The organism is Rathayibacter sp. AY1C6, assembly GCF_002931535.1.
Classification (GTDB): Bacteria; Actinomycetota; Actinomycetes; order Actinomycetales; family Microbacteriaceae; genus Rathayibacter.
Genome location: NZ_PSWC01000003.1, coordinates 98310 through 121027 on the forward strand (window position 1 = coordinate 98310; position 22718 = coordinate 121027).

Consider the following 22718-nt stretch of genomic DNA (forward strand, 5'->3'; position numbering starts at 1 on the left):
CCCTCCGCGAGACGCCGCCTCGGTCCGCACGCCCCGGCGCGTCGCGTACCGAGGTGGCGTCTCGCGGTTCAGCGGGTGGAGGCGAGCACCCCGCGGACGTCCTCGAGCACCGCCTCGACGCGCACATCGCCGACGAACGTGACGTCGTGCTCGCAGCGCGGAGCGGTCCAGCCGACCTGCGTGGCGTCGCGCCCGCAGACCGGGCAGTGCGTGGTCCAGCTCAGCTGCACCCGATGGCGCTGCCGCCCGAGGGCCGCGGCGTTGATCGCGTTGCCCACCCAGAAGACCCCGACCGTCGGAGCGCCGACCGCGGCGGCGAGATGGCGTGGTCCGGAGTCGTTGCCGAGCACGAGGTCGGCGAGCGAGAGCAGCGGAGCGAGGTCCGGGAGGTCCACGACGCCCGCCCAGGAGACCGCTCCCGGCGCTCCGGCGACGATCTCGTCGGCGGCGGGCACGTCCGAGGCGTCGCCCACCACCAGCACGCGCGCGCCGTCCGCCAGCAGCTCCGTCGCCACGGCGGCGAAGGAGGCGGCGGGCCAGCGGCGGCGGGGATCGGTCGCGCCGGGGTGGATCAGCACCAGCGGGCCGCCCGCGGGCAGCGCGGCGGCGAGGCGGTCCCGCCGCTCCGGATCCACGGCGAGCGCCGGCTCGAGGCGGGTCGCGGGCGCTCCGGCCAGCCCGACGATCTCGAGCGCCCGCAGCATCTCGTGCTGGTAGTAGACGTAGGGGATCGTGCGCTCGAGCTCCGCGGCGTCGTCGGTGCGCGACCCGATCGTGTGGCGCGCGCCGAGGCGCTGGAGGAACGGGTTGGAGTAGCGCCCGCCGCCGTGCAGCTGCACGGCCAGGTCGAAGCGGCGCGCGCGCATCCGCTCGGTGAAGTCCTCGACGACCCGGGGGTCCTCCCCCTCTCCGTCGCGGACGCCCTGCGCCACCGGCAGGATCTCGACGTCGGCGATCGGCGACTCGACGCCCGTCAGCAGGACCCGGTGCGCGGGCGTCCCGAGCAGGGTGATCTCGGCTCCCGGGTAGGCGGCCGCGAGGGCGTCGACGGCGGGCAGCGCGAACAGCAGGTCGCCGAGTCCGCCGCCGCGCAGGACGGCGATCCTCTCGACTCCGGCGAAGGGCTCTCGGAGGGGGGCGATGGCGACCACGACGGGTTCCTCTCAGGTGCGGAGGGCGCGCGGGCGCCGCTCCGGGGACGGTGCACTCCTCCACTTCCCCGCCGGGACCGATCCGAAACCGGATCGGGGGCGAGCCCGTCGCCGATCCGGGGGTGGATTCCCGAGGCGGCGTGTCTAGGCGCGCACCACCCGGGTACCGGACAGATGCGTCCGCCACTCCGCGGGCGCCCCCGACCGAGAGGTGACCGTGACCATCGACATCACGACCCCCGCCACGACCGCCGCCGACGCCGTCCGCCGCGCGCGGACCGCGTTCCCCGCGTGGGCCGCCACCGCGCCCGCCGAGCGCGGCGCCCTGCTCCGTGCCGCCGCCCACCGCGTGGCCGAGCGCGAGCAGGAGCTCGCCGACCTCAACACGCAGGAGACGGGCAAGCCCGCCGGCGACGCGCTGGGCGGCGTGCGCGCCGGTGTCGACACGCTGCTCCAGTACGCCGAGCTCGGCCCGCTGCACCGCGGGAGGAGCCTGCGCGGAGGGGCTCTCAACGTCGATCTGGCCCTGCCGCACCCGCGCGGTGTCGTGCTCGCCCTCACTCCGTGGAACGACCCGGTCGCCGTCGCTGCGGGCCTCCTGGGCGCCGCGATCGTCTCCGGTGACGTCGTCGTGCACAAGCCGAGCGAGCGCAGTCCGGGCACGGGCGCCCTCTTCACGAGCATCCTCGCCGAGGCGCTGCCCGAGGGCGTGCTGACCCTGGTCGAGGGCGACGGGGCGGTCGGCGACGAGCTGGCGCGCACCGAGGGCGTCGACGTCCTCGCCCACGTCGGCTCGACCGCCACCGGCCGCGCGCTCGCCCGGGTCGCCGCCCTCACCGGCAGGCACGTGATCCTCGAGAACGGCGGCAACGACGCGCTCGTCGTCGACCGCGACGTCGACCCGGTCTGGGCCGCCGAGCAGGCCGCGCTGGGCGCCTTCGCCAACGCCGGCCAGATCTGCACCTCCGTCGAGCGGATCTACGTGCACCGCGACATCGCCGAGGCGTTCACGGCGGCGCTGGTCGCCGAGGCCGACCGCTGGAGCGCGGGCCCGCTCCCCCGCCTCGTCGACGCCCGCATGCGCGACGCCGTCCACGAGCACGTCACGGAGGCGCTCGGCAGCGGCGCGCGCGCCCTCACCGGCGGCACTCCCGGGGACGGCACCTTCTACCCCGCGACCGTCCTGGCCGACTGCACCGAGTCGATGCTGGTGATGACGGAGGAGACCTTCGGGCCCGTCGCGCCGATCCGCGTCGTCGACTCCTTCGACGAGGGCCTGGACCTGGCCGCCGCGAGCCCCTACGGTCTGGCCGCCTCGATCCTCACCGCCGACATGGAGCACGCCCATCGGGCCGCGGCGACGCTGCCGGTGGGCACCGTCAAGGTCAACGGCGTCTTCGGAGGAGCCCCGGGCGGCAGCGCCCAGCCCCGCGGAGCGTCCGGCTCCGGCTTCGGCTACGGCCCGGAGCTGCTCGACGAGATGACCACGACCACGGTCGTGCACTTCGGCCTGCCCGTTCTGCCGGGAGGCGCGCGATGAGCCTCGAGGGCTCGGCGCTCCAGCGGGCGAGCGCCCTCCTGGCGCACGTCCACGAGCGCCCGCCGGTCGTCGCCGTGATCGGGGACCTCATCCTCGACTCCTGGTGGCTCGGCGAGGCGGAGCGCGTCACGCGGGAGGCGCCCGCGCCGGTCCTGCGGCTCGAGGACGTCGTCGACGTCGCGGGCGGGGCCGCCAACACCGCCGCCAACCTGCGCGCGCTGGGCGCCGTCGTCCGCACGGTCGGCGTGGCCGGACGCGACTCCGAGGGCGACCGGCTCGTGCGCGCCCTCGAGCGGGCCGGCCTGGACACCTCCCGGGTCGTCCGCACCGGCGCTGCGACGACGATCAAGACCCGCGTGGTCGGCGGCGACAGCGTGATGCTGCGCGTCGACTCCGGCCCGCACCACCCGGCCGACGACGAGCTGGCCCTGCTCGCCGGTGCCGCCGCCGAGGCCGCCGCGGGCGCCGACGCCGTCCTGGTCTGCGACTACGGCTCGGGGATCCTCCGCGAGGCCGTCGAACGCCTGCTCGCCGTCGGGCGCCCCGGCCTCCTCGTGATCGACGCGCACGAGCTCGCCGACTGGGCCTTCGCCCGGCCGGACCTCGTCACCCCGAACGCCAAGGAGGCGGAGCGGCTGCTCGGCGGCTCCCTCGGGCGCGGGACGGAGCGGGCCGCCGCCGTGCGCGACGCGGCGGACGACCTGCGCGCCCGCTCGGGCGCCCGGCACGTCGTGGTCACCCTCGACCGGGACGGCTCCACCGCCCTCGACGCCGACGGCACGGTCAGCCGCACCTTCGCTCAGCCCGCGGAGGAGAAGCAGGCGTCCGGCGCCGGCGACACCTTCGCCGCGACCGCCACCCTCGCCCTCGCCGCCGGCCGCTCCCTGGCCACCGCCGTCGATCTGGCGCAGGCCGCCGCCGACGTGGTCGTGCAGCGCCCCGGCACCTCCGTCTGCTCGGGCGACGACCTGCTCGCCTCCCTCGCCGCTCCCGGCGCCGTCGTGCTCGGCGAGGACGCCCTCGTCGAGGTCCTCGCGGAGCAGGCGCGCCGCGGTCGCCGCGTGGTCTTCACCAACGGCTGCTTCGACGTCCTGCACCGCGGCCACACGGCGTATCTCCGCCAGGCCCGCGAGCTCGGCGACGTGCTCGTGGTCGCGGTGAACGACGACGACTCCGTCCGGCGGCTGAAGGGCGAGGGACGGCCGATCAACCCGGAGGGCGACCGCGCGGGCGTGATCGCCGAGCTGGGCTGCGTCGACTACGTGACGCTCTTCGGCGGAGACACCCCCATCCCGCTGCTCGAGCGCGTGCAGCCCGACGTCTACGTGAAGGGCGGGGACTACAACCCCGACATGCTCGCGGAGGCGGCCGTCGTCCGCTCCTACGGGGGCGTCGTCACCACGGTCGGCTACGTCTCGGAGCACTCCACGACCGAGATGGTCCAGCGCATCCGATCGGCCGCGCCGTGACCAGCCGCCGGTGGTCCGGGCGCTGGGGGGTCCCCGAGGCTCCCCGGCAGCCGCTGATCGACGTGCTGGTGCCGACGGTCGGCCGCCGTGCCGAGCTCGCCGCCACGCTCGCCGGACTCGCCGCCCAGGACGACCCGCCCTTCCGCGTGATCGTCAGCGACCAGTCCGACGACGCGGTCGCCGAGAGCGACCCGACGATCCTCGCGATGCTGCGCGTGCTGGAGGCGCAGGGCCGGGCTCCGGTGGTGCGCCGGCACCTGCCCCGGCGCGGGCTCGCGGAGCAGAGGCACTACCTCCTCTCCCTCGCCACCGCCCCGGCCGTCCTCTTCCTCGACGACGACGTATGGCTCGAGCCGGGCACGCTCTCGCGGCTGCACGAGGCCCTCGAGCGCCTCGACTGCGGCTTCGTCGGCTCCGCGGTGCAGGGCCTGTCCTACCTCGAGGACGTGCGCCCGCACGAGACCGAGTCGTTCGAGACCTGGGAGGAGCGCGTGGAGCCCGAGCGGGTGCGGCGCGGAACCCCGGAGTTCGAGCGCTGGCCGCTGCACAACGCGGCCAATCTCACGCACGTCGCCGCCCGCCTCGACGTCCCGGAGGGCGCCTGGCGCGCGTACCGGGTCGCCTGGCTGGGCGCGTGCGTCCTCTACTGCCGCGACGCCCTCCTGGCCGTCGGCGGCTTCGACTTCTGGGAGCAGCTGCCCCCGGAGCACAGCGGTGAGGACGTCGCCGCGCAGTGGCGCGTCATGGAGCGCTTCGGCGGCGCGGGCCTCGTGCCCAGCGGCGCCGTGCACCTCGAGACGCCCACGACGGTCACCGACCGGCGCGTCGACGCCTTCGACCGGCTCTTCGCCGAAGAGCACTCGTAACACTCAGCAAGGCGACGAAAGGACAGCACGATGGACGCACCCAACCCGATCCAGATCCAGAAGTACCTCTCGGGCATCGACTACCCCGCCTCGAAGGACACGATCGTCGAGACCGCGGAGAAGGAGGGCGCGGACGGCGACGTCCTCGAGGCCCTCCGTGCGATCCCGGACGGCGACTACGAGAAGCCCACCGACGTGAGCTCGGCCGTCTCGAAGGTCTGACCCCCTCCGCGGGACGCCGCTCCGGTGCACGGCACGCCGTGCCTGCCGCACCGGAGCGGCGTCCCGCGAGCGGCGATCGGCCGGCGCGGAGAGCCGGGGTCAGGCGGAGGCGTGCTCGCGCTCGCGCAGGACGCCTGACTCGAGCGCCTGGAACGACAGCACCTTGTAGCCCTCGGACTCGAAGAAGATCGTCGCCCGGTCGGCCTCCACGCTCATCACGGTGCCGGCGCCCCACTCGCGGTGCTCCACCGACTCGTCGACGCTCAGAGGGGCGTCCACGGGCGCCTCGACTGTCTCGCCGCTCGCCTCGTGCCGCTCGCAGCCGTCGCAGTTGCCGCACCACTCGGCCGACTCCACGCCGAAGTAGTCCAGCAGGACTCGGCGGCGGCACTGGCTGGTCTCCGCGTAGGCGCGCATCATCGACAGGCGCGACTCCGCGATCCGCTCGCGGGAGGCCAGAGCCTCCTTCACCACGTGCACGGCCTCGTCGCCCGAGGCCTCGCGCGTGGCGCGCAGACCGGACCCGGTCTCCACCAGCCCCGCGTCCGCGAGATCGTTGACGATCCGGGCGATCGTGCGGGCCGGCTTCCCCAGCTCCTTCGCGAGAGCCGCGGAGTCGAGCCCCGGCTGCTCCGAGACGGCCGCCCAGATCACGCGCAGCGCGGCCTTGTCGACCGAGCGCTTGGCGAAGAAGCGGCGGAGACCGAGGTCCTCGGCGCGGTAGTGCAGCGCGCCCGTCGCCGGCTCGCCGTCGCGGCCCGCGCGGCCGATCTCCTGGTAGTACGCGTCGAGCGACTCGGTGGTCGTCGCGTGCAGCACGAAGCGGACGTCGGCCCGGTCGATGCCCATCCCGAAGGCCGAGGTCGCGACGACGACGTCGAGCTCGCCGGCGCGCCACTGCTCGTGCACGACCTTGCGCTCGGACACCTTGAGTCCGGCGTGGTACGCCGCGACCCGGCGCCCCTCCGCCGCGATGTCGGCGGCGTAGGCCTCCGTCTCCTTGCGGGTGGCGACGTAGACCAGGCCCGGAGCCGTCCAGCTGCGGGCCTCCTCGACCACGGCGGCGCGCTTCTCGTTCTCGCTCTCGTGGCGGTGCACCACCAGCCGGATCTCCGGACGGTCGACGCCGTGCACCTGGATCTCGGGGTCGGTCATCCGGAGGCGCTCGATGATCTCGTCGCGCACCGGCCCGGAGGCGGTGGCGGTCATCGCGAGCACCGGCGGGTCGCCGAGCTCGCCGCGCACATCGGCCAGGCGGAGGTAGTCGGGGCGGAAGTCGTGGCCCCAGGAGGAGACGCAGTGCGCCTCGTCGACGACCAGGAGCGACACTCCCGCGGCCGCCAGGCGCGCCACGTTCTCGGGCTTGGCGAGCTGCTCGGGCGCCAGGAGCACGTAGAGCGGGCCGCCCTCGTCGATCCGGTCCCAGGCGCGGGCGACGGCCGCGGCGCCCTGGGAGGAGTTGATCGCGACGGCGGGCGGGGCCGCCGGAGCCGCCTCGATCGCGGCGAGCTGGTCGGCCTGCAGGGCGACGAGCGGGGAGACGACCAGGACGACGCCGCCGCGCTCGGCTCCGGCGATCTGGTAGACCGCGGACTTGCCGCCGCCCGTCGCCAGCACCAGCAGCGTGTCGCGCCCGGAGGCCGCCGACTCGATCGCCTCGCGCTGACCGGGGAGCAGCGACGACCAGCCGAAGTCCGCCCGGGCGATGCGGCTGACGGAGTCGGTGCGGGAGGAGTTCATAGCTCGACGCTATGACCAGACGGCCCCGGAGGCAGTCCGCTTGACAGCGCCGGGGAGCACGGTGAAGGCGCGTCGCCCGGCCTCACGGCCCGCCTCTGCCCCCTCGCCTCCGCGCTGTCAACGTCCTGCGGAGGGGCCCGTCGCGTGCTGGGCTGGAGCCCCGACGAGAGGAGCCGACATGGCCGACCAGAACGTGAAGGAGGACCTTCCCGGATCCGGCGGCGACGCCGCCCCTAACACCGGCGGCGCGCAGACGGTGCTGCCCGGCGAGGACGCGGCCGACGCCTCCGCGGCGGGGGCCGCTCCCGGGGGCACCGCGATCGACCGCGGGGTCACGGACGCCGTGACCGACGGCGACAGCGGAGGGGACACCGTCTCCGGCGACGCCGACCTGCCGGACGAGACCGAGGGCGCGGTCGGCAGCGACCCGGCGAGCGCCGACTGACGTCCCGCTCGGACGCGTCCGGCCCGCCGGATCCGAGGATCCTTGCGGGCCGGAGGCGCTCGTCCCTCCGCGGAGGAGGGCCCGGGCTCAGCGCCGGACGACCACCGGGTTGAACAGCGTGCCGATGCCCTCGACGTCCACCGCGACGGTGTCCCCGTTCGCGATCGGCCCGACGCCGGCGGGCGTCCCGGTGAGGATCACGTCCCCGGGGAGCAGCGTGAAGATGCGCGAGACGTAGGCCACGATCTCGGGCACCCCGTGGATCATGTCGCCGGTGCTGCCCGACTGCTGCACGCGCCCGTTGACGCGCGTCTCGATCGCGCTCTCGTTCCAGACGAACTCGGTCTCGATGACCGGTCCGAGCGGGCAGAAGGTGTCGTAGCCCTTCGCCCGCGCCCACTGGCCGTCGGAGCGCTGGAGGTCGCGTGCGGTGACGTCGTTGGCGATCGTGTACCCGAAGACCACGTCCTCGTAGTCCTCCGCGCGGACGTTGCGGGCCACGGCGCCGATCACGATCGCCAGCTCGCCCTCGAACTCCACCTGCTGGCTGTCCTCGGGGAGGACGATCGCCTCGTCCGGGCCGATGACCGACGTGTTCGGCTTGAGGAACACCAGCGGCTCCGCCGGGGCGTCGCCGCCCATCTCGGCCGCGTGGTCGGCGTAGTTCTTCCCGATGCCGACGATCTTGGAGCGCGGGATCACCGGCGCGAGGAGCTTCGCCTCCGCGATCGGGATGCGCTCCCCCGTGGTGCCGAACCCGGCGAACATCGGGTCGCCGGCGAGCACGACCAGGTCGTCCTCGTCCACGATCCCGAAGTGGATCGCTCCCCCGTTGTCCCCGTCGCGCTGCGTGGCGAATCGTGCGATCTTCATGCGTCCAGCCTCGTCATCCATCCGTGCGTGTCCTCGCGGCGTCCGTACTGGATGCCGGTCAGCTCCTCGCGGAGCGACATCGTGAGCTCCCCGGCGGGCGCGCCCTCGCGGCCGACGGAGAAGCCCTCGCCCTTGAGCTCGGCGATCGGGGTGATCACGGCGGCGGTCCCGCAGGCGAACACCTCGACCACATCGCCGGAGGCCACTCCGTCGCGCCACTCGTCGATGCTCACGCGGCGCCGCTCGACGCGGTGGCCGCGGTCCTCGGCGAGCTGCAGGACGCTGTCGCGCGTGATGCCCTCGAGGATCGAGTCCGATTCCGGGGTGACCAGCGTGCCGTCCTTCTTCACCAGCACCACGTTCATGCCGCCGAGCTCCTCGATCCACTGCGACTCCTGCGAGTCGAGGAAGAGGACCTGCGCGCAGCCGTGGCTGTAGGCCTCCTGCTGCGGGAGGAGGGAGGAGGCGTAGTTGCCACCCGTCTTCGCCGCTCCCGTGCCGCCCTTGCCCGCCCGGGCGTAGGAGGTGGAGAGCCAGATCGACACAGGGGCGACCCCGCCCGAGAAGTAGGCGCCGGCGGGGCTGGCGATCACGTAGTAGCCGACGTCCTCGGCCGCGCGCACGCCGAGGAACGCCTCCTGCGCGAACATGAACGGGCGCAGGTAGAGGCTGGTCTCCGGCTCCGAGGGGACCCAGTCGCCGTCGACCGCGATCAGCTGCCGCAGCGACTCGACGAAGAGGTCCGTCGGGAGCTCCGGCAGCGCGAGGCGGCGGGCCGAGCGCTGCAGGCGGCGCGCGTTCGCCTCCGGGCGGAAGGTCCAGACGGAGCCGTCCTCGTGGCGGTAGGCCTTCATCCCCTCGAAGATCTCCTGCGCGTAGTGCAGGACGGCGGCGGCGGGGTCGAGCGCGAGCGGGCCGTAGGGCTCGACGCGGGCGCTGTGCCAGCCGTCCGTGCGGGTCCAGCGGAGGCCGACCATGTGGTCGGTGAAGTGCATGCCGAAGCCGGGGTTCGCGAGGATCCGGGCGCGCTCCTCGGCGGAGCGGGGCGCGGGGGCGGCGGTCACCTCGAAGGCGAGGTCGGCGGGGGCGGAGTCGGTGCTCATCGTGGTGGTGTCCTTCTGCGGGGGATCAGCGGAGGCGGGCGACGACGGAGTCGCCGATCGCGGCCGTGGAGCGCGGGGTGCCGTCGCGCGACTCGATGTCGGCGGTCACGGCCGCGGTGACGCGGGCGGCCTCGTCGCTCCGGCCGAGGTGGTCCAGCAGCATCGCGGCCGAGAGGATCGCGGCGGTCGGGTCGGCGAGCTGCCGTCCGGCGATGTCGGGCGCGGATCCGTGGACCGGCTCGAACATGCTGGGGAACGCGCCGTCGGGGTTGATGTTGCCCGAGGCCGCGAGTCCGATGCCGCCGCTGATCGCGCCGGCCAGATCGGTCAGGATGTCGCCGAAGAGGTTGTCGGTGACGATGACGTCGAACCTAGCAGGGTCGGTCACGAGGAAGATCGTGGCGGCGTCCACGTGGAGGTAGTCGACGGCCACGTCCTCGAAGGCGGCCCCCACCTCGTCGACGATCCGCTTCCAGAGCGAGCCGGAGAAGACGAGGACGTTCGTCTTGTGGACGAGCGTCAGCCGGGAGCGGCGCGTGCGGGCGAGCTCGAACGCGTGGCGGACGACGCGCTCGACGCCGTAGGCGGTGTTGACCGACACCTCGTTGGCGACCTCGTGCGGGGTGCCCTGCCGGATCGAGCCGCCGGTGCCGACGTAGGGCCCCTCCGTGCCCTCGCGGACGACCACGAAGTCGACCTCGCCGGGAGCCGCGAGCGGCGAGGCGACGCCCGCGTAGAGACGGGTGGGCCGCAGGTTGACGTAGTGGTCGAGCTCGAAGCGCAGCCGCAGGAGCAGCCCGCGCTCGATGTTCGCGTCCCGGAGGCGCGGGTCGCCCGGTGCTCCGCCGACGGCGCCCAGGAGGATCGCGTCGTGCCCCGCGATCGCCGCGAGGTCCTCGTCGGTGAGGACGTCGCCGGTCTCGAGGTAGCGGGCGGCGCCGAGCGAGAAGGTGGTCGTCTCGAGCACCAGGTCGGAGTCGGCGGTGACGGCGTCGAGGACCTTGACGGCCTCGGCGGTCACCTCGGGCCCGATCCCGTCTCCGGGGATGACGGCGAGCTTCACGGTGCGGGGCATGGCGGTCCTCAGGCGTACGGGGTCGGAGTCCCCCCAGCGTACTCGCGGCCCGCCCGCGCCGCGGTCCGGGGCACGCGCCCCCGTCGGGCTGGCGAGGGCCGCCCGGGAGGCGCTGCGCGTCCCGGGCGGCCTCCCTCGGGAGGAGAGGAGGAGCGTCAGCTCCGGCGGAGGCGCCAGGCGCCGACCGCGGCGGCGGCCAGCACGAGGACGACGCCGAGCCAGGCCGACCAGCCGACGCCCGAGTCGAACGCCGCGCTCGCCGACGCGACGAGGCTCGCGGCGGAGTCGGCGGGCAGCTCGCCGGCGACCGAGACGGCGCCGCCGAGGGTCTCCCCGGCCCGCTGCGCCTGCGCGGCGTCGAGGCCCTCGGGCAGCACGACTCCCCCGCGGTACACGGCGGTGAGGACGGTGCCGAGCGTCGCAGTGCCGAGGACGGCACCGAGCTCGTAGGCGGTCTCGGAGACGGCGGAGGCCGCACCGGCCTTGTCGGCGGGCGCGTTGGCCAGGATCAGCTCGTTCGACACCGTCTCGGCCGCACCGATGCCCAGGCCGAGGAACGCGAAGGCGACGGCGACGGTGAGCGCGGACGCTCCTCCGGGCGCCCCGCTGCCGAGGGCCAGCAGGATGTACCCGACGGCCGAGACCAGCAGTCCGGCCGGGACGACGAGGCGCGGAGCGACGCGGCGCGCGATCGGCACCACGCCGAGCCCGGCCAGGATCATCACGGCGAGGCCCGGCACGAGCACGAGGCCCGCCTCCAGGGGCGAGAGCCCGACCACGAGCTGCAGGTGCTGCGAGAGGAAGAAGAGCCCGCCGACCAGCGCGGTGACGCTGAGGAGGTTGACCACGATCGCCGCACTGAACGAGCCGCGGCGGAAGAGCGAGAGATCGAGCATCGGCGAGGCCCGGCGCTGCTGGCGGCGGACGAACAGAACGCCCGAGACGACGCCCACGACGAGCGCCGCGACGCCGACCGCGTCGATCCCGTGCTCGGCGAAGGACTTCACCGCGTAGACGACCGGCGCCATGGTCGCCAGCGACAGCAGGATGCTGACCACGTCGACCGGGCCGGGCTGCGGGTCGCGCGACTCCGGCACCAGGATCGGCACCAGGACGACCAGCGGGAGCAGCACGGGCACCGCGAGCAGGAACACCGACCCCCAGGGGAAGTGCTCGAGCAGCACGCCGCCGACCAGCGGGCCGATGCCCGAGCCCACGGCGAAGCCGGTCGCCCAGATCGCGATCGCGAGGCGGCGCTGGTCGCGGTCGGGGAAGACGCTGCGCAGGAGCGAGAGCGTCGAGGGCATCAGCATCGCGCCGAAGAAGCCCAGTGCCGCGCGGGCGCCGATGAGCGCCGCGGCGGTAGGAGCGAACGCGGCCACGACCGAGACGGCGGCGAAGCCGACCGCGCCGACCAGCAGGAGGCGCCGCCGCCCGACCCTGTCGCCGAGGCTGCCCATCGCCACCAGCAGGCCCGCGAGCACCAGCGGGTAGGCGTCGACGATCCACAGCAGCTCGGTGCCGGAGGGCCCCAGATCCTCGGCGATCGAGGGGAGCGCGAAGTTCAGCACCGTGTTGTCGACCGAGACCAGCAGCACCGGGAGCATCAGCACCGCGAGCGCCACCCAGGCGCGTCGCCCGACCCGGTCGGCGGCGCCGGCGGTGTCGTGGGTGGAGACGGGAGCGGTGCGCGCGGACACGGGGACGACCTTTCAGAGGAGAACGGAGAGAGTATACCGTCCAGCCGGTACAGTCGCCACTGATCCGCCGTAGGATGGTCGCCGTGCCTCCTGCCCCCGCCCGCGACCGCGTCCTCGACGCGTTCGAGCAGCTCCTCATCGAGCAGGGCGAGCGCGCCGCGACCCTCGACGCCGTCGCCCGCGAGGCCGGAGTCTCCAAGGGCGGGCTGCTCTACCACTTCCCCTCGAAGGACGCCCTCGTCGACGGGCTCCTGCAGCGCCTCGACGCGCGGCGGGAGGCGGACGTCGCGCAGAGCCTCGCTGCTCCCGAGGGCGTGGTCGCCTACCTGCTGCGCACCTCCTTCGCCGCCGACTCGGCCTTCGACCGCACGATCCTCGCCGTGTCGCGCATCGCGCAAGGGCACGACGAGCGCGCCAGCGGGGGCCTCGCGCGGATCCACGACAGCTGGAACGAGGTGGTCGCCGACGCCGTGGGCGACCCGCTCGTCGCCCGGGCGATCGTCCTGATGAGCGACGGGCTCTACTACAACTCCGCCCTGCTCCCCACGGGCTCGCAGTCGCGCGGCGAGGCCGAGGACGTCCTCGCGGTCGTCCAGCGCCTCCTCGGGAGCTGAGCCGCGCCGCCCCGGCGGACCCGCTACAGCTCGACGACCCCGTCGATCAGGGTCACCGTCGCGCCGCCGATCCAGATCGCGCCGTCCGTGCTCTCGACGCGCACGCGCCCGGCTCGGCCCAACGCCGCCCCCTGAGCGGCCGTGTAGCGCTCGGGCAGCACGCCGCTGCCGATCAGCCACTGGGCGATCCCCGCGTTGAGGCTCCCCGTCACCGGGTCCTCGGACACACCGGCGTCGGGGATGAACGCCCGCACCTCGACCGCGCACTCGCCTCCCGCCGGATGCTCGCCCACGACGCCGACGGGGAGCCCGGCGAGGAGAGCCTGGTCCGGCCGCAGCGCGAGGACCTGCTCCGCCGACGCGAGCCGCACGGCCAGCCAGCCGGGACCGTTGTCGACCCACTCGTGGTAGAGGATCTCCGCGCGCGGGATCCGCAGAGCCGCAGCCACCCGCTCGAGCGTCGCCTCGTCGACCGGTCCGGTCCGCCGGCGGGGCGGGGCGGCGAAGGCGATGCCCTCCTCCGTCACCCTCAGCCGGACGAGACCCGCGGCGCACTCCTGCACGAGCTCCCCCGCCGCGCGGGCCGTCCCTCCGGCCGCGAGCCAGGCGTGCGCGCTCCCGAGGGTCGGGTGCCCGGCGAAGGGCAGCTCCCCGTCCGGCGTGAAGATCCGCAGCCGGTAGTCGGCCGCGGGGTCGCTCGGGCGGAGGAGGAAGGTCGTCTCGGAGAGGTTCGTCCAGCGCGCGAACTCCGCCATCGCGGCGTCGCCCACGCCGTCGCCGTCGACGACGACCGCCACCGGGTTGCCCCGGAACGGCGCGGCGCCGAAGACGTCGACCTGAGCGAACCGCCGCGTGCTCACTGCTCGGTGATGTCGATCTCCTGCATGAGGTCGGCGTCGATCGCGACGCGGACCTTCTCGAGCAGGCCGTCGGGGGCGGGGGAGTCGATGGTGATCACCGAGAGCGCCTTGCCGCCCGCCTCGGTGCGCGCGATCTGCATGCCCGCGATGTTGACCGCGGCGTCGCCGAACTCACGGCCGTAGACCGCGACGATCCCGGGGCGGTCGACGTAGCTCATGACGACGAGGTGCTTCGCGAGGGGGACCTCGACGTCGTAGCCGTTGATCGCCACGATCTTCTCGACCTGCTTGGTGCCGGTCAGCGTGCCCGAGACCGAGATCTGCGAGCCGTCCGAGAGCGCGCCGCGCAGCGTGATCACGTTGCGGTACTCGTCCGAGACCGGCTCCGTGATCAGGCGCACCTCGATGCCGCGCTGCTCCGCCAGCACCGGCGCGTTGACGTAGGACACCGTCTCCGAGACCACGTTGGTGAACACGCCCTTGAGAGCCGCCAGCTTGAGGACCTTCACGTCGTAGCCGGCGAGCTCACCGCGCACCTCGACGTCGATGGAGGTGACCGGCGAGTCCGCGAGGCCCGAGAAGACCTGGCCGAGCTTCTCGACCAGCGGGATGCCGGGGCGCACGTACTCGTCGATCACGCCGCCGGCGACGTTCACGGCGTCCGGCACGAGCTCGCCCGAGAGCGCGAGGCGCACCGAGCGGGCGACCGAGACGCCGGCCTTCTCCTGCGCCTCGTCGGTCGAGGCCCCGAGGTGCGGAGTGACGACCACGTTCTCGAGGGCGAGCAGCGGCGATCCGGTCGGCGGCTCCTTCACGAACACGTCGAGTCCGGCGCCGGCGATGGTCTTCGCGACGAGCGCGCGGTGCAGCGCGTCCTCGTCGATGAGGCCGCCGCGGGCCACGTTCACGATGAACGCCGACGGCTTCATCAGCGCCAGCTGATCGTCCGAGATCATGCCCGTCGTCTCGGGGGTCCTCGGCATATGGATCGTGATGAAGTCGCTCTCGGCCAGCAGCTCCTCCAGGGAGAGGAGCGTGACGCCGAGCTGCTGCGCGCGGGCGCTGGTCACGTAGGGGTCGTAGGCGACGACGTTCACACCGAAGGCCTGCAGGCGCGCGGTGATCAGCGCGCCGATGCGGCCGAGGCCGATGATGCCGACGGTCTTCTCGTAGAGCTCGACGCCCGTGTACTTCGAGCGCTTCCAGAGGCCCTGCGCGAGCGCGCTGTGCGCGGCGGGGATGTGGCGGGCGAGGCTCAGGATGTGGCCGACGGTGAGCTCGGCGGCCGAGATGATGTTCGAGGTCGGCGCGTTCACGACCATGACGCCCGCGGCGGTCGCGGCGGTGATGTCGACGTTGTCCAGGCCCACACCGGCGCGGGCGATCACCTGGAGCGAGGGGGCCGCGGCGATCGCCTCCGCGTCGACCTGCGTCGCGGAGCGCACGAGGATCGCGTGCGCCGTGCCGAGGGCCTCGAGCAGCGCCGGGCGGTCGGTGCCGTCCACGGAGCGGATCTCGAAGTCGGGACCGAGCGCGTCCACGGTGGCGGGCGAGAGTTCTTCGGCGATCAGGACGACCGGCTTTGTCACGAGAGGCGCTTCCTTCGGAGAGGGGACGGAGCGGGCACCGAGGCGGGGGCGTCGGCAGCCCCCCGTCACTGTAGCGGAGGGGTGCGCGCGCCCCGCGCCGTGTGACGCCGCCGGTCAGCTCAGCGAGACCAGGCTCTCGACGCCGAGGACGAGCTGCACGTCGAGCGAGAGCGCCGCCGAGAGGCAGAGGGCCGCCGCGAGCAGTCCGACGCGCGCCGGGAGTCCCCGGCGGCGCCCGAGCAGGACGGCGGCGACGAAGCAGGCGACCGGCAGCACCAGGCCGAGCAGGAGCACCGCCCAGCCCGTCGGATTCAGGTCGGTGCCGAGGGAGGCCGCGTAGCTGCGCAGGCCGATCAGGTTGCCGACCGCCTCCCAGACGTCCCAGGCGAAGAAGAGCGCGAACACCACGGCGACGAGGACGGAGGCGGCCAGGCGCCGGCCGGGCCGGTCGCGCCGGCCGGTCCCGCCGAGGGTGGCCCGGGTCGAGTCGGTCATCAGGCCCCCTTGAGGAACGGCAGCGGAGCGAGGAGGACGAGTCCGGCGACCAGCCAGAGCACGCGGGTGCGCACCCGGGAGTCGCGGGTGGCGAGGAGCACCACGGCGAACCACACCGGCGGCGCCAGGACCGCCAGCCAGAGCCCGAGCGAGTAGAGGGCGCCGCCGAGCGCATCGCCCGCGAAGCCGGCCGCGGCGACCGGGGACTGCCGCGTCGCCGTGATCGCCCAGGCGATGGCGTACAGGAGGTAGAGGCCGGCCGCGATGCCCGCGGCGATCAGCAGAGCGGACGAGGATGCGGCCTCGTCGGCGGGGTCCTCGACCTCGGGGTCGTCGTCGTCCGAGCCGTCGTCCGCCGGGTCCGCCCCCGCGTCCGTGCGGGGCGTCCGGCGCACGCGCGCGGTCCCCGCGGCGAGCGTCGGGTCCGCGCCCTCACCCGCCCACTCCAGGGCCTCATCGTCGGCGTCGTCCTCCGGGCCGGCGTCCGGCCCGCGGTCCACCGGCGGGGTCGCCGCGTCGTCGTCCTCCGGGGAGCGGCCCGGTCCACCATCGATCACCGCAACACCCTAGCCGCGCGCACCTCGCAGGAGGCTCGGAGCCCGCCGCCGCCTCCCCGACACCCGGCGGACACCCCGCGTCCTCCCCCGGGGGCGAGGCTGAGCGGATGGACGACCGCCGCCGCCGCTTCGTCGCCCTCGGCGACTCCTTCACGGAGGGGGTCGGCGACCCGCACCCGCGCCTGCCGAACGGGGTGCGCGGCTGGGCCGACCGCGTCGCCGAGCGCCTGGCGAAGGCCGAGCCGGGCTGGGAGTACGCGAACCTCGCCGTCCGCTCGAAGCGCCTCGCCCAGATCACCGAGGACCAGCTCGCGCCCGCCCTCGCGCTCCGCCCCACGCTGATCACGCTGTACGCCGGCGGCAACGACATCCTCGACCTCGGCACCGACACCGTCGATCTGATCACCCGCTACGAGGCGCTCGTCGACGCGCTCGCGACCACCGGCGCCTCCCTCGTGCTCTTCACCGGCGTCGACATCCCGGGACTGCCCGCCCCGCGGATGTTCCTGCGCCGCAACCACCTCTACAACAGCGCCGTCCGCCGGATCGCCCGCGAGCGGGGCGCGATCCTCGTCGACTACTGGGCGATGCGGGAGTTCCACTCCCCCGTGCTCTGGTCGCCCGACCGGATGCACCTCTCCAAGCGCGGCCACCGCGTCCTGGCCGGCCGCGTGCTCGACGCGCTCGGCGTGCCGCACACGATCTCGACCGGGCCGTGGGACGCACCGGAGCCGCTCCGCCTCCGCGCGCGGCTGCGCGAGCAGCGCCGCTGGGCGGCCGACTGGGTCCTCCCCCTCGTCGGCCGCAAGCTGCGCCGGGTGACGCTCGGCGACCACCTCTCGCCCCGGTGGCCGGACCCCGTCCTCGTCCCGCCGAAGGGCGGTCTCCGCCGTCTCGTCCGCGAGCTCGAGCGGTAGTCGCGCCCCGGACGCGGAGGAGCCCCGGCCCGGCGAGGGGATCCCGGTAGACGGGTCCCTCGTCGGACCGGGGCTCCCCCGGTCGACGCGGTGCGACTAGCGCGCGACGCTGCCGTCGGTGTAGTCCTCGTCGGTCTGCTTCCAGGCGAAGAGCTTGCGCAGCTCGCGGCCGGTCTCCTCGATCGGGTGCTTCTCGCCCTTGGCGCGCAGCTCCTGGAACTCGGGTCCGCCCGCGTCCTGGTCGCCGATGAAGCGCTTCGCGAAGGCGCCGCTCTGGATGTCACCGAGGACGGCCTTCATGTTCTCCTTCACGCGCGGGTCGATGACGCGCGGGCCGGAGACGTAGTCGCCGTACTCGGCGGTGTCGGAGACGCTCCAGCGCTGCTTGGCGATGCCGCCCTCCCACATGAGGTCGACGATGAGCTTGAGCTCGTGCAGCACCTCGAAGTAGGCGATCTCGGGCTGGTAGCCGGCCTCGACGAGGGTCTCGAAGCCGTACTGGACGAGCTGCGAGGTGCCGCCGCAGAGCACGGCCTGCTCGCCGAACAGGTCGGTCTCGGTCTCCTCGGTGAAGGTGGTCTTGATGACGCCGGCGCGGGTGCCGCCGATGGCCTTCGCGTAGGACTTCGCGGTCTCCCAGGCGGTGCCGGTCGCGTCGTTCTCGACGGCGATGATGTCCGGGATGCCGCGGCCGGCGACGAACTCGCGGCGCACGGTGTGGCCGGGGGCCTTCGGCGCGATGAGGATGACGTCGACGCCCGCGGGCGCCTCGATGTAGCCGAAGCGGATGTTGAAGCCGTGCGCGAAGGCGAGGGTCTTGCCCTCGGTCAGCGCGGAGGCGATCTGCTCGCTGTAGATCGCGCGCTGGTGCTGGTCCGGCGCGAGGATCATGATCAGGTCGGCCCAGGCCGCGGCGTCGGCGACGCTCTTGACCTCGAAGCCGTCGTCCTCGGCCTTGGCGGTCGACTTCGACCCCTCCTTCAGCGCGATGACGACCTGGACGCCGGAGTCGCGGAGGTTCTGCGCGTGCGCGTGGCCCTGCGAGCCGTAGCCGACGATCGCGACCTTCTTGGACTGGATGATGGAGAGGTCGGCGTCGGCGTCGTAGATGAGCTCGGTCACGTGGTGAGTCCTTTTCTGTAGTGGAGAGTTCGCGGTCAGTTCTTGAAGACGCGCTCGGTGATCGACTTGGAGCCGCGCCCGATGGCGAGCAGGCCCGACTGCGCGATCTCCTTGATGCCGTAGGGCTCGATCACCCGCAGGAACGCGTTGGTCTTGCCGGTGTCGCCGGTGACCTCGATCACCAGGGCGTCCGTCGCGACGTCGACCACGCGGGCGCGGAAGAGCGTGACGGCCTCGAGCACCTGCGAGCGCGTGACGTTGTCGACGCGGACCTTGACGAGCAGGTGCTCGCGCTGGACCGACTGGTCGGTGTCGAGCTCGACGATCTTGATCACGTTGACGAGCTTGTTGAGCTGCTTCGTGACCTGCTCGAGCGGCAGGTCCTCGACGTCCACGGCGACCGTGATGCGCGAGAGCCCGGCCAGCTCGGTCGGACCGACCGCCAGCGACTCGATGTTGAAGCCGCGGCGGGCGAACAGCCCGGCGACACGGGTGAGCAGTCCCGGCTTGTCCTCGACGAGCAGGGAGAGAACGTGGTGCGTCATGCGGGTCTACTCCTCGTCGTCCCAGGTCGGGCTGTGGTCTCGGGCGTACTGGACGTAGCTGTTGGAGACGCCCTGCGGGACCATCGGCCAGACCATGGAGTCGCGGCTGACGACGAAGTCGATGACCACGGGCCGGTCGTTGGTGGCGATGGCGAGACGGATGGCGTCGTCGATCTCCTCCGGCTTCGTGACGCGGATGCCGAGCGCGCCGTAGGCGTCGGCGAGCTTCACGAAGTCGGGCACCCGGACGGTGTCGTGACCCGTGTTGAGGTCGGTGTTGGAGTAGCGGCCCTCGTAGAACAGGGTCTGCCACTGGCGCACCATGCCGAGCGAGGAGTTGTTGATCACCGCGACCTTGATCGGGATGTCGTTGATCGTGCAGGTGGCGAGCTCCTGATTGGTCATCTGGAAGCAGCCGTCGCCGTCGATCGCCCACACGGTGCGCTCGGGCTCGCCGACCTTGGCGCCCATCGCCGCGGGCACGGAGTAGCCCATGGTGCCGGCGCCGCCGGAGTTCAGCCACGAGTTGGGGCGCTCGTACTTGATGAACTGCGCCGCCCACATCTGGTGCTGGCCGACGCCGGAGGCGAAGACGCCCTCGGGGCCGGTGATCTCGCCGATGCGCTTGATGACGTACTGCGGCGAGAGCAGGCCGTCGTTCGGCTCGGTGTAGCCGAGCGGGAACTCCGTCTGCAGGCCCTTGAGGTAGCTCCACCACTCGGAGGTGTCGGCGCGACCGTCGGCGGAGGCCTTGGCGAACGCGTCGGTGAGGTCCGGGAGGACGTCCTTCAGGTCGCCCACGATCGGCACGTCGGCGGTGCGGATCTTGGAGATCTCGGCCGGGTCGATGTCGACGTGCACGACCCTGGCGTGGGGCGCGAAGAGCGCCGCCTTGCCGGTCACGCGGTCGTCGAAGCGCGAGCCCAGCGCGAGGATCAGGTCCGCCTCCTGCAGCGCGAGCACCGCGGGGACGGTGCCGTGCATGCCGGGCATGCCCAGGTGCTGCTCGTGCGAGTCCGGGAACGCTCCGCGCGCCATCAGCGTGGTCACCACGGGGGCGCCGCAGGCCTCGGCGAACGCCTTCAGCTCGACGGCCGCGCGGGCGCGGATGATGCCGCCGCCCACGTAGAGCACCGGCTTCCGCGACTCGACCAGCAGCTGGGCCGCGGCCTGGATCTGCTTGCCGTGGGCCTTCGTGACCGGACGGTAGCCGGGCAGGTCGATCTTCGGCGGCCAGAGGAACGGCGCCTGGTCCTGCTGCGCGTCCTTCGTGATGTCGACCAGCACGGGGCCGGGGCGGCCGGTGGTGGCGATCAGCGCGGCGGAGGCGAGGGCCGAGGGGATGTCCTCGGGGCGCGTCACGAGGATGGAGTGCTTCGTGATCGGCATCGTGATGCCGACGATGTCCGCCTCCTGGAACGCGTCGGTCCCCATGAGCGTCGAGAACACCTGGCCGGTGATCGCGAGCATCGGGACGGAGTCCATGTAGGCGTCCGCGATCGCGGTGACCAGGTTGGTCGCTCCGGGGCCCGAGGTCGCGATGCAGACGCCGAGCCTGCCGGTCGCCGAGGCGTAGCCCTCGGCGGCGTGGCCGGCGCCCTGCTCGTGGCGGACCAGGATGTGCCGGATCTTCGAGGAGTCCATCAGCGGGTCGTAGACCGGGAGGATCGCGCCGCCGGGCAGGCCGAAGACGTCCTCGATCCCGAGCATCTCGAGCGAGCGGACGACCGCCTGCGCTCCGGTGAGGACCTCGGCCGCGGGGGCGGCCCCGGGAGCGTGGGCGGGTCGGGGTGGCTGGGGCGTCGGTGCGGGCTGCACGGCGGACGGATCCGGAGTCATGCGGGTGTCGATTCCTTCAGGAGGTGGTGCGGCGGCGGGCAGAGCCGGAGGCGAGTGCCCGGGAACGCGAGTGCGCGGCCGGCCGGAGCGGGCCGGGTCACCCGGTGACGGCGCCCTCGGCTGCCGAGCGGACGAGCTTGGCGTACTTGGCGAGGACACCGCGGGTGTAGCGCGGAGGGAGAGGGGCCCAGCCTTCTCGGCGGGCGGCGAGCTCGGACTCGTCGACGAGTAGGTCGATCGAGCGAGCGGCGATGTCGACCCGAATCGGGTCTCCGTCGCGAACGAATGCGATGGGACCTGCGTCCACCGATTCGGGAGCTATGTGGCCGATGCACAGGCCGGTTGTGCCGCCTGAGAATCGTCCGTCCGTCAACAGTAGTACATCTTTTCCGAGCCCGGCCCCCTTGATGGCGGCGGTGATGGCGAGCATCTCGCGCATGCCGGGACCGCCCTTGGGACCCTCGTAGCGGATGACCACCACGTCGCCCTTCTCGATCCGGCCCTCGGTCAGAGCGTCCATCGCGGCGCGCTCGCGCTCGAACACGCGGGCCGGACCCTCGAAGACGGAGGCGTCGAAGCCGGCGGTCTTGACGACCGCGCCCTCGGGGGCGAGCGAGCCCTTGAGGATGGTGAGCCCGCCGGTCGCGTGGATCGGGTTGTCGAGGGTGCGGATGACCTCGCCGTCCAGCGGTGCGATGTCCATCGCGGCGAGGTTCTCGGCGACCGTCCTCCCGGTGACCGTCAGGCAGTCGCCGTGGAGCAGCCCGGCGTCCAGGAGCGCCTTCATCACGGCCGGGACGCCGCCGTGGCGGTCGACGTCGTTCATGACGTACTTGCCGAAGGGCTTGAGGTCGCCGATGTGCGGGATCGTGTCGCCGATGCGGTTGAAGTCGTCGATCGTGAGGTCGACCTCGGCCTCGTTGGCGATCGCGAGCAGGTGCAGGATGACGTTGGTCGACCCGCCGAAGGCCATCGCCACCGCGATCGCGTTCTCGAACGCCTCCTTGGTGAGGATGTCGCGGGCCGTGGTGCCGTTGCGCAGCAGCTCGACGACGGCCTCGCCGGACTTGCGGGCGAAGTAGTCGCGACGGCGGTCGGCGGCGGCGGGCGAGGCGGAGCCGGGCAGGCTCATGCCGAGCGCCTCGGCGACGCTGGCCATGGTGTTGGCGGTGTACATGCCGCCGCAGGAGCCCTCGCCCGGCGCGAAGGCGCACTCGATGCGCTTGGCGTCCTCCTCGGACATGATCCCGGCCTTGACGCCGCCGACGGCCTCGAAGGAGTCGATGATCGTGATGTCCTTCTCGGTGCCGTCCGAGAGCTTGACCCAGCCCGGGGCGATCGAGCCGGCGTAGACGAACACGGCGGCGAGGTCGAGGCGGGCCGCGGCCATCAGCATGCCGGGCAGCGACTTGTCGCAGCCGGCCAGCATGACGGTCCCGTCCAGGCGCTCGGCCATCATCACGGTCTCGACGGAGTCGGCGATGACCTCGCGGGAGACGAGCGAGAAGTGCATGCCCTCGTGCCCCATCGAGATGCCGTCCGAGACGGAGATGGTGCCGAACTGGAGCGGGTAGCCGCCGCCGGAGTGCACGCCCTCCTTCGCGGAGCGCGCGAGGCGCTCGAGCGAGAGGTTGCAGGGGGTGATCTCGTTCCACGAGGACGCGATGCCGATCTGGGGCTTCTCCCAGTCGTCATCGCCCATCCCGACCGCCCGCAGCATCCCGCGCGACGTCGTGGCCTCGATGCCGTCCGTGACGGTGCGCGAGCGGGGCTTCCAATCGATTTCCGGCATGCGATGAGGCTACCGCCTCGCGCGCGGTGCCCCTGCTCGCCGGGCGGACCCGGACCGGCCCGCGCACCCGTTCCTGCCCCGGCCTCCGGCAGCGGCACCGGATGCGGACGTCCCCGCGGATCTCCGACTCGTCGCGAACGGCCGCTCCCCGCGTCGGCGGACGGCCGTCCTCGGCGAATCGGCGATCCGGGACCCGCCGGCGCT

At 73.4% G+C, this 22718-nt stretch carries 21 protein-coding genes; 7 read left to right on the forward strand and 14 right to left on the reverse strand.

Features of this window, described 5'->3' with window-relative positions; genetic code table 11:
• Positions 1 to 68: 68 nt before the first annotated feature.
• Positions 69 to 1151 (reverse strand): glycosyltransferase family 9 protein, encoded by a 1083-nt coding sequence (locus tag C5D36_RS03345; protein WP_104233228.1) that lies wholly within the window; start codon positions 1149 to 1151, stop codon positions 69 to 71.
• Positions 1152 to 1368: 217 nt separating this feature from the next.
• Here C5D36_RS03345 and C5D36_RS03350 point away from each other — a divergent pair, with 217 nt between their 5' ends.
• Genes C5D36_RS03350 through C5D36_RS03365 form a run of 4 tightly spaced genes read left to right on the forward strand, consistent with a single transcriptional unit; the run spans position 1369 to position 5248 of the window.
• Positions 1369 to 2691 (forward strand): aldehyde dehydrogenase, encoded by a 1323-nt coding sequence (locus C5D36_RS03350; RefSeq protein ID WP_258062856.1) that lies wholly within the window; start codon positions 1369 to 1371, stop codon positions 2689 to 2691.
• Positions 2688 to 4160: a D-glycero-beta-D-manno-heptose 1-phosphate adenylyltransferase gene (gene rfaE2 / locus C5D36_RS03355; protein WP_104233226.1), complete on the forward strand. Its 1473-nt coding sequence runs from the start codon at positions 2688 to 2690 to the stop codon at positions 4158 to 4160. The genes C5D36_RS03350 and rfaE2 overlap by 4 nt, the downstream gene beginning before the upstream one ends.
• Positions 4157 to 5026, forward strand: coding sequence for a glycosyltransferase family A protein (locus tag C5D36_RS03360; RefSeq protein ID WP_219812573.1), 870 nt, complete (start codon positions 4157 to 4159; stop codon positions 5024 to 5026). Before rfaE2 ends, C5D36_RS03360 begins: the two co-directional genes overlap by 4 nt.
• A gap of 30 nt (positions 5027 to 5056) precedes the next feature.
• Positions 5057 to 5248: a DUF2795 domain-containing protein gene (locus C5D36_RS03365; RefSeq protein ID WP_104223528.1), complete on the forward strand. Its 192-nt coding sequence runs from the start codon at positions 5057 to 5059 to the stop codon at positions 5246 to 5248.
• Positions 5249 to 5347: 99 nt separating this feature from the next.
• Here C5D36_RS03365 and C5D36_RS03370 read toward each other — a convergent pair whose 3' ends face one another.
• Complete coding sequence (locus C5D36_RS03370; RefSeq protein WP_104295180.1) at positions 5348 to 6988, reverse strand: RecQ family ATP-dependent DNA helicase; 1641 nt, start codon at positions 6986 to 6988, stop codon at positions 5348 to 5350.
• 178 nt (positions 6989 to 7166) lie between these two features.
• Between C5D36_RS03370 and C5D36_RS03375 the strand changes: the two genes are divergently transcribed.
• Positions 7167 to 7433 carry a hypothetical protein gene (locus C5D36_RS03375; protein ID WP_104295181.1) on the forward strand — a complete coding sequence of 89 codons (267 nt, stop codon included), beginning with the start codon at positions 7167 to 7169 and terminating at the stop codon, positions 7431 to 7433.
• 87 nt (positions 7434 to 7520) lie between these two features.
• On the opposite strand, the gene C5D36_RS03380 is transcribed toward C5D36_RS03375, so the two are convergent.
• From C5D36_RS03380 to C5D36_RS03395, 4 genes are all read right to left on the reverse strand, one after another.
• Complete coding sequence (locus C5D36_RS03380; RefSeq protein WP_104295182.1) at positions 7521 to 8306, reverse strand: fumarylacetoacetate hydrolase family protein; 786 nt, start codon at positions 8304 to 8306, stop codon at positions 7521 to 7523.
• Complete coding sequence (locus C5D36_RS03385; protein WP_104226252.1) at positions 8303 to 9409, reverse strand: branched-chain amino acid aminotransferase; 1107 nt, start codon at positions 9407 to 9409, stop codon at positions 8303 to 8305. Before C5D36_RS03385 ends, C5D36_RS03380 begins: the two co-directional genes overlap by 4 nt.
• Before the next feature lie 25 nt (positions 9410 to 9434).
• Positions 9435 to 10484: a 3-isopropylmalate dehydrogenase gene (locus C5D36_RS03390; RefSeq protein ID WP_104257252.1), complete on the reverse strand. Its 1050-nt coding sequence runs from the start codon at positions 10482 to 10484 to the stop codon at positions 9435 to 9437.
• Positions 10485 to 10639: 155 nt separating this feature from the next.
• Positions 10640 to 12184 carry an MFS transporter gene (locus tag C5D36_RS03395; RefSeq protein WP_258059394.1) on the reverse strand — a complete coding sequence of 515 codons (1545 nt, stop codon included), beginning with the start codon at positions 12182 to 12184 and terminating at the stop codon, positions 10640 to 10642.
• A gap of 74 nt (positions 12185 to 12258) precedes the next feature.
• On the opposite strand from C5D36_RS03395, the gene C5D36_RS03400 reads away from it, so the two are divergent.
• Positions 12259 to 12798, forward strand: a complete 540-nt coding sequence (locus tag C5D36_RS03400; RefSeq protein WP_208543367.1) for a TetR/AcrR family transcriptional regulator — start codon at positions 12259 to 12261, stop codon at positions 12796 to 12798.
• Between the two features lie 23 nt (positions 12799 to 12821).
• Here C5D36_RS03400 and C5D36_RS03405 read toward each other — a convergent pair whose 3' ends face one another.
• From C5D36_RS03405 to C5D36_RS03420, 4 genes are all read right to left on the reverse strand, one after another.
• Entirely contained in the window at positions 12822 to 13658 is an 837-nt protein-coding gene (locus tag C5D36_RS03405; RefSeq protein WP_104295183.1) for a PhzF family phenazine biosynthesis protein, read from the reverse strand.
• Entirely contained in the window at positions 13655 to 15247 is a 1593-nt protein-coding gene (gene serA / locus C5D36_RS03410) for a phosphoglycerate dehydrogenase (protein WP_104295184.1), read from the reverse strand. The genes C5D36_RS03405 and serA overlap by 4 nt, the downstream gene beginning before the upstream one ends.
• A 114-nt stretch (positions 15248 to 15361) precedes the next feature.
• Entirely contained in the window at positions 15362 to 15742 is a 381-nt protein-coding gene (locus C5D36_RS03415) for a hypothetical protein (protein ID WP_104233218.1), read from the reverse strand.
• The gene (locus C5D36_RS03420) at positions 15742 to 16299 is read right to left on the reverse strand and encodes a hypothetical protein (protein WP_104292019.1); all 558 of its coding nucleotides are present in this window, start codon (positions 16297 to 16299) and stop codon (positions 15742 to 15744) included. Before C5D36_RS03420 ends, C5D36_RS03415 begins: the two co-directional genes overlap by 1 nt.
• 107 nt (positions 16300 to 16406) lie before the next feature.
• Here C5D36_RS03420 and C5D36_RS03425 point away from each other — a divergent pair, with 107 nt between their 5' ends.
• Positions 16407 to 17216: an SGNH/GDSL hydrolase family protein gene (locus C5D36_RS03425; protein WP_104292018.1), complete on the forward strand. Its 810-nt coding sequence runs from the start codon at positions 16407 to 16409 to the stop codon at positions 17214 to 17216.
• Positions 17217 to 17312: 96 nt separating this feature from the next.
• Here the strand turns inward: C5D36_RS03425 and ilvC are convergent, their stop codons facing one another.
• The 4 genes from ilvC to ilvD all read right to left on the reverse strand — a co-directional run bounded on the left by ilvC (position 17313) and on the right by ilvD (position 22514).
• Positions 17313 to 18338 (reverse strand): ketol-acid reductoisomerase, encoded by a 1026-nt coding sequence (ilvC, locus tag C5D36_RS03430; protein ID WP_104223539.1) that lies wholly within the window; start codon positions 18336 to 18338, stop codon positions 17313 to 17315.
• Positions 18339 to 18373: 35 nt separating this feature from the next.
• Positions 18374 to 18883 carry an acetolactate synthase small subunit gene (gene ilvN, locus C5D36_RS03435; RefSeq protein WP_104223540.1) on the reverse strand — a complete coding sequence of 170 codons (510 nt, stop codon included), beginning with the start codon at positions 18881 to 18883 and terminating at the stop codon, positions 18374 to 18376.
• Positions 18884 to 18889: 6 nt separating this feature from the next.
• Positions 18890 to 20722, reverse strand: a complete 1833-nt coding sequence (locus C5D36_RS03440) for an acetolactate synthase large subunit (protein ID WP_104295185.1) — start codon at positions 20720 to 20722, stop codon at positions 18890 to 18892.
• Between the two features lie 97 nt (positions 20723 to 20819).
• Positions 20820 to 22514 carry a dihydroxy-acid dehydratase gene (gene ilvD / locus C5D36_RS03445; RefSeq protein ID WP_104233215.1) on the reverse strand — a complete coding sequence of 565 codons (1695 nt, stop codon included), beginning with the start codon at positions 22512 to 22514 and terminating at the stop codon, positions 20820 to 20822.
• Positions 22515 to 22718: the final 204 nt, after the last annotated feature.